This window comes from Paenibacillus forsythiae T98, from assembly GCF_000520735.1.
Lineage (GTDB): Bacteria > Bacillota > Bacilli > Paenibacillales > Paenibacillaceae > Paenibacillus_AQ > Paenibacillus_AQ forsythiae.
This window is the reverse complement of sequence record NZ_ASSC01000826.1, coordinates 1-4426: the sequence shown is the minus strand read 5'-3', so window position 1 is coordinate 4426 and position 4426 is coordinate 1. Positions and strand designations below refer to the sequence as shown.

Genomic DNA, 4426 nt, shown 5'->3' with positions numbered 1-4426 from the left:
CCGGGCCTGCCGCTGCCGGCGGTGCTGCATCATAACCGCTACGACGCCGAAGAGACGGTGCGTCAGGTCCAGGCATACGACAGCACGATGTCCGACTATTTGCGCAAGCGAACCGGCGGGGCGAAGGATACTCCCTGGTCGGCCATCATGGCGGGGCGGCTGGCGGAGCCGATCCGGCTGCATATGAAGGATTTCCTTGAGGGCAAAGGTTTTATGCGCAGGTAGGCGGCAGCGTCCGAGTGAATGAGATTTTAGTAGAGAGGGTACGGGTATCGGCACAGGATTGCCGGGTCCGTACCCTTTTTGCTGCCCTTGGGTGACACTTGTCACCCGGAGATCATGACAGTCCTTACTAAAACCCGGAGTTCCAAGCGTGTATCTTTAGAGTAGAACGTATGGAACATATTCGGGAGGAATGACGATGGATACTGTAATAGAGGCGCAGGATGTCTTCAAGTCCTTTAGGGATAAACAAGCGGTTAACGGAGTCAGCTTCAGCATCGCCAAAGGCTCGGTTACCGCCATGCTGGGACCGAACGGAGCCGGGAAGACGACGATGCTGTCAATGATGCTCGGACTCCTGGAACCGACGCAAGGCTCCGTAACCGTCTTCGGACGGTCCCCGCGTGACCAGGCGGTCCGCGAGCGGACGGGAGCGATGCTCCAGGAAGTAAGCGTGATGGAGCGGCTTAAAGCGCGGGAGATTCTCTCGCTGGTCCGCAGCTATTATCCGCACCCGCTGGATTACGGACAACTGGTGCAGGCGGCGGCTCTTGGCGCCAGTGATCTGAACCGGTATGCCGACAAGCTGTCGGTCGGACAGAAGCGCAGTCTCGGATTCGCGCTGGCAATTGCGGGCAATCCGGACCTGCTGTTCCTCGACGAGCCAACGGTGGGACTTGACATCGGCGCACGGCAGAGATTCTGGGATACGGTTCGGGACCTTGCCGCCCGGGGCAAGACGATTCTGTTCGCCACTCATTACTTACAAGAGGCCGAGGATATGGCCGACCGGATTCTCCTGTTCGACAGAGGAACCTTGGCGGCCGACGGAACGCCGGATGAAATCAAGGCGGGCATCGTCAAGCGCTCGGTATCCTTCCGCTCCCTGCTGGACGCGGCTTCGGTCCGTCTGCGGCTGTCGGCATATCCGGCGATTGGAGAATGCCTTCTGAGCGAAGGCAGGTTTCATGCCGCCGCGCACAATACGGATGAAGCGCTGGCCGCCATTTTTGCCTCGGGCATCCCCGCGCAGGATATCCGTATCGACCAGGGACGTTTGGATGACGCTTTTCGCGAGCTGATTATGGATCACAAGGAGGCCATGTAACCATGAAGCTTATCGGAAAACAGTGCAAGGCGGAAATGCTGCGGATGATCCGCAATCCCTATTATGTGTTCTGGTCTTTGGCGATGCCGATCCTGTTTTATTTCATCTTTACGAGGGTTGTCAGTACGGGCAGCGGGGACAAAGGGGAGTGGCAGGCTCATTATTTGATGTCGATGACATCGTTCAGCGTGATGGGCTCGGCGATTATGACGCTCGGCATACGGCTTGTGCAGGAGCGGACCAAGGGCTGGGGGACTTTCATGAAGCTTACTCCGCTGCCGGGCCCAGTCTATTTCTTCGGTCAAATGTTCGGTCAGAGCGTTATGCATCTGTTCTCGATCCTGTGCATTTTTACGGCGGGGTATCTAATCAACGGAGTGTCCCTGACCTTGGGGGAATGGCTGCTGTGCGGCTTGTGGCTGCTGGCGGGTTCTCTGCCTTTTCTGGCAGTCGGGACGCTGGTGGGGGCGATGAAGCGTGTGGACACGGCAAGCGGTGTCAGCAACGCCATCTATATGATTCTTGCAGTGGCGGGCGGAATGTGGATGCCGCTTGAAATTCTGCCAACGACGATGCAGCGGATCGGCCGCTGGCTGCCTTCTTACAATTACGGCAGCGGGGCCTGGAATATCGCGGGCGGCCATGCGCCGGAATGGAGAAATGTGCTAATTCTCCTGGGATATTTGATTCTGTTTATGGTAGTATCCACCTATATCCGAAAAAAACAGGAAACGGTGTGACGGCTAATGGCGGTTAATGCGGCAGAACGCAAAAAGTTCGAACTGTTCCCCGCAAGGCTCGGATTCTATCCCTATATTTGGTTGATTTATCTGGCTATCCCGATTGGAAATCTTCAGCGGTTCGGCGGCATCAAGCTGGCCGTAGGCTACGCGCTGGTTGCACTGTTCGCCGTATCGTACCGCCAACTGTATGCGGTAGGACGCGGACGGCAGTTTACGGTCTGGATTACGGTTCAATTGCTGCTTATCGTTGCGCTAAGTCTGTTTTTCAATCCCTATAATTTATATATGGGCTTCTTTACGGCGAATTTTATCGCCAGGTATGAAGATGTCCGGAGTTTCAAAGCGGCGATGCTTCTGTTCGGGGCGGCTGAAATTTTGCCTCTGCTGTATTTGCTTCAAAGAATAGACGCATCGGATTTCGTTATGCTGCTGCCCTTTCTCGTCATCATGCTGATTTCTCCCGTTGGGATACGATCTCTGATCCGGAAGCAGCAATTGGAGAAAGAACTGGACAAGGCCAACGAGCGCATCGGGGAAATGGTTAAGCGGGAGGAACGGATGCGGATTGCCCGCGATCTGCATGATACGCTTGGGCATACGCTGTCGCTCATCACGCTGAAAAGCCAGCTCGTCGAGAAGCTGGCGCTCAAGGATGGGGAGCGGGCAAAGGCGGAAGCGGCGGAAATCCGCCAGATTTCCCGGGCCGCTCTGCAGCAGGTTCGCGAGCTGGTGTCAGAGATGCGGGCCGTGATGGTGGCCGAGGAGTTGGCGGAGGCGGACAAAATGCTCCGTGCCGCCGAAATCTCCCTGGAGATCCGGGGAGACGCCTCTCTTGAAGGCGTCCCCCGGCTAACCCATAATATCCTGAGCCTCTGTATCAAGGAAGCCGTGACCAATATTGTGAGGCACAGCGGCGCGGACCGGTGCCGGATCTTGCTGGAGAAAGAGGACGGAGAGGTGCGGCTGACGGTCGAGGATAACGGGAGAGGAGCCGTCCGGGGAGCGGGCAACGGCCTGAAAGGGATGGCCGAGAGGCTGTCTCTGATAGATGGACGCCTTATTGTGGAAGGCAGCCAAGGGGAGGGCACGGTTCTGCAAGTGTCGATCCCGCTAATCGTGAAGGAAGGAAAGGAAGGCGAAACGGCGTGATACGAATCTGCATTGCGGAAGACCAGCGGCTGCTGCGCGGGGCCATGGCCTCGCTGCTTGATCTGGAGGACGACCTGGAGGTGGTCGGTGAGGCCGGCGACGGAGCGGAGGCTTTGGCGCTGATTGACCGTTTGCAGCCGGATGTTTGTCTAATGGATATTGAAATGCCCCGAAAAAGCGGGCTGGAGGTTGCCGAACAGTTGAAGGAACGCCGGGCGGCCTGCAAGGTTATTATTCTAACCACCTTCTCCAGACCCGGATATTTCGAGCGGGCGGTTAAAGCGGGGGTGCAGGGCTATCTTCTCAAGGATGAGCCGGTGGACAAGCTGGCGGAAGCCATTCGCCGCGTGATGAACGGGCGGCGGGAGGTGTCGCCGGAGCTGATCTTCGGCAGCTTGCAGGAAGAGAATCCCTTGACCCCTCGGGAACGGGACGTTCTGAAGCTTGCCGGGGACGGCCAGACGGCGAATGAAATTGCGGCTTCCCTGCATTTGTCCCACGGAACGGTCCGCAATTATATTTCGGAAATTTTGAACAAGCTGGAGGTCAAGAGCCGGATCGAAGCGGTGCGGTTGGCCGAGGACAAAGGCTGGTTATAAAACAGCCCCGCCAAGCTGGAGATCCGTTGAAAGCGGACCCGGCGGCTTGGCAGGGCTTTAGGGGCGGCTTGGCCTTCAAAGTCAGCGAAGCGCTCCGCCCTTGGCCTGTTCCTCGCGCATCCATCCCGACAGCTGGCGCTTCAGCCGCAGGAACTCGGGATGCTCCGTCATTTCCTCCCGGCGCGGCCGGGGAAAAGGAACCTCGACCGTATGCAGGACGGTGCCCGGCCGTCCCGAGAACACATAAATCCGGCTGGAGAGCAGCAGCGCCTCTTCAATACTGTGCGTGATGAACAGCACGGAGCGGCGGTTCTCCTCCCACAGCTCCAGCAGCCAGCGCTGCATCTCGCTGCGGGTGAGGGCGTCGAGCGCGCTGAACGGCTCGTCCAGGAGCATCAGCTCCTGGGGCGCCAGCAGCGCGCGCAGGAAGGCGGCGCGCTGCTGCATGCCGCCGGACAGCATGTGCGGGTACGCCTTCTCGAACCCGCCAAGCCCCGCCTTCGCGAGCCAGCGCCGGGCCTCCTCGCGGGCTTCGCCCCGCGCCGCGCCTTTCAGCTCGCGGGCGAGAATCACGTTATCCTCGATGCTGCGCCAGGGAAGCAGCG

5 protein-coding genes and 1 pseudogene are annotated in these 4426 nt (G+C 58.6%); 5 read left to right on the top strand and 1 reads right to left on the bottom strand.

Going from position 1 to position 4426, the window contains the following annotated elements:
• From L692_RS33255 to L692_RS0125225, 5 genes and pseudogenes are all read left to right on the top strand, one after another.
• Positions 1-225 (top strand): annotated as a pseudogene (locus L692_RS33255) (NADPH-dependent oxidoreductase); the annotation flags it as partial.
• A gap of 196 nt (positions 226-421) precedes the next feature.
• Positions 422-1330 (top strand): ABC transporter ATP-binding protein, encoded by a 909-nt coding sequence (locus L692_RS0125240; protein ID WP_025702682.1) that lies wholly within the window; start codon positions 422-424, stop codon positions 1328-1330.
• A gap of 2 nt (positions 1331-1332) precedes the next feature.
• The gene (locus tag L692_RS0125235) at positions 1333-2070 is read left to right on the top strand and encodes an ABC transporter permease (RefSeq protein WP_025702681.1); all 738 of its coding nucleotides are present in this window, start codon (positions 1333-1335) and stop codon (positions 2068-2070) included.
• Positions 2071-2076: 6 nt separating this feature from the next.
• Positions 2077-3222, top strand: a complete 1146-nt coding sequence (locus L692_RS0125230) for a sensor histidine kinase (protein ID WP_025702680.1) — start codon at positions 2077-2079, stop codon at positions 3220-3222.
• Positions 3219-3821, top strand: coding sequence for a response regulator transcription factor (locus tag L692_RS0125225; protein ID WP_025702679.1), 603 nt, complete (start codon positions 3219-3221; stop codon positions 3819-3821). Before L692_RS0125230 ends, L692_RS0125225 begins: the two co-directional genes overlap by 4 nt.
• Before the next feature lie 81 nt (positions 3822-3902).
• Here L692_RS0125225 and L692_RS0125220 read toward each other — a convergent pair.
• Positions 3903-4426 (bottom strand): ABC transporter ATP-binding protein (locus L692_RS0125220; RefSeq protein ID WP_025702678.1); only part of this gene is annotated, 524 nt, incomplete at its 5' end.

Excerpts from the sequence above, each read along its gene's own strand:
- L692_RS0125240 (WP_025702682.1), top strand. The coding sequence starts at position 422 with ATGGATACTGTAATAGAGGCGCAGGATGTCTTCAAGTCCTTTAGGGAT.
- L692_RS0125235 (WP_025702681.1), top strand. The coding sequence starts at position 1,333 with ATGAAGCTTATCGGAAAACAGTGCAAGGCGGAAATGCTGCGGATGATC.
- L692_RS0125230 (WP_025702680.1), top strand. The coding sequence starts at position 2,077 with ATGGCGGTTAATGCGGCAGAACGCAAAAAGTTCGAACTGTTCCCCGCA.